The 1,584-nt window shown below is 64.4% G+C and carries 1 protein-coding gene; it reads left to right on the top strand.

Features of this window, described 5'->3' with window-relative positions:
• Positions 1-91 precede the first annotated feature (91 nt).
• A partial coding sequence (locus Q4E95_RS13725; RefSeq protein ID WP_303383826.1) for an FAD-dependent monooxygenase occupies positions 92-1,584 on the top strand: 1,493 nt, incomplete at its 3' end.

Genomic DNA, 1,584 nt, shown 5'->3' with positions numbered 1-1,584 from the left:
ACCACATCCGGCCGGGTCACCTCCCCTAAACTTTCAACCAGCAGAGCCGCACGCAATGACGCGCGCCGTCACGTACTTCGAGGAGCCAGGCATGCAATTTCACCAGCACGGATATGTTTCCGAGGATCCGCGAATCGCTGCTCCTCAGGGCTACGGAATCGACCGCCCGGAAGACCTTCCGGATGAGATGGACGTCCTGATCGTTGGCACCGGCCCCGCCGGCGTGATCGCCGCAGCCCAGTTGACCCAGTACCCCAACGTGAATACGCGCATCATTGAGCGCCGCCCCGGTCGCCTGCAGATCGGTCAGGCGGACGGTATCCAGGCCCGCAGCGTGGAGACGTTCCAGTCCTTCGGTTTCGCCGAGCGCATCACCCAGGAGGCCTTCCACCTGACCGAGATGTGCTTCTGGAACCCGGATCCCGAAAATCCGGAGAACATCGTGCGCACGGGTCGTCCCGCGGATGACCCGTACGGCGTCTCCGAGTTCCCGCACCTGATCGTGAACCAGGCACGCGTGCTCGACTACTTCTTGGAAGCCGCCGCTGACGGCCCCGCCAAGATCAAACCCAACTACGGTATCGAGTTCGGCGGCCTGCAGGTCGATCAGGATGCGGAGTACCCCGTGTCCGTCACGGTCCGTTACGCAGCCGGCGAGCGCGAGGGCGAAGAGCGCACCATTCGCGCCAAGCACGTCTTTGGTTGCGACGGCGCCGGCTCGGGTGTGCGCAAGGCCATCGGTCGCAAGCTCGAGGGCAAGGGCGCCAACCACGCATGGGGCGTGATGGACGTTCTGGCCAACACGGACTTCCCGGATATCCGCACCAAGTGCGCGATCAACTCCCGCAACGGCTCAATCCTTTTGATCCCCCGCGAGGGCGGTTTCTTGTTCCGCATGTACGTGGACTTGGGCGAAGTGGCCGCGGACGACAACCGCAAGGTGCGCCAAACCCCGGTCGAGGAGATCATCAGGCGCGCCAACCAAATCATCAACCCCTACAGCGTGGATGTGAAGTCCGTGGCGTGGTCTTCGGTCTACGAGGTGGGCCACCGACTGACGGACCATTTCGACGACGTCGACACCGAGGACCGCGGCACTCGCGTACCCCGCGTGTTCATCGCCGGCGATGCCTGCCACACGCACTCCGCCAAGGCCGGCCAGGGCATGAACGTGTCCATGCAGGATGGTTGGAACCTGGGGTGGAAGCTGGGCGCCGTGCTGTCCGGGCGCGCCAGCGAATCGTTGCTGGACACTTACTCCGAGGAACGTCAGGTGATCGCCAAGAACCTGATCGACTTCGATCGCGAGTGGTCCACGCTGATGGCCACCCCGCAGGACAAGTTGCCGGACCCCTCCTACCTGGAGGATTTCTACGTCAAGACGTCCGAGTTCCCGGCCGGGTTCATGACCGAGTACCAGCCATCCCTGATCACCGCGGGCGCCGAGCACCAGGACCTGGCCGCCGGCTACCCCGTGGGCAAGCGCTTCAAGTCCGCCCGCGTGATGCGTGTGTGCGATGCCAACCCTCTGCACCAGGGCCACCAGGCAACGGCTGATGGCCGCTGGCGCATCCACGTCTACGC

Source organism: Kocuria sp., assembly GCF_030536815.1.
GTDB classification, from domain to species: domain Bacteria; phylum Actinomycetota; class Actinomycetes; order Actinomycetales; family Micrococcaceae; genus Kocuria; species Kocuria gwangalliensis.
This window is presented reverse-complemented; position numbering and strand designations above follow the sequence as displayed.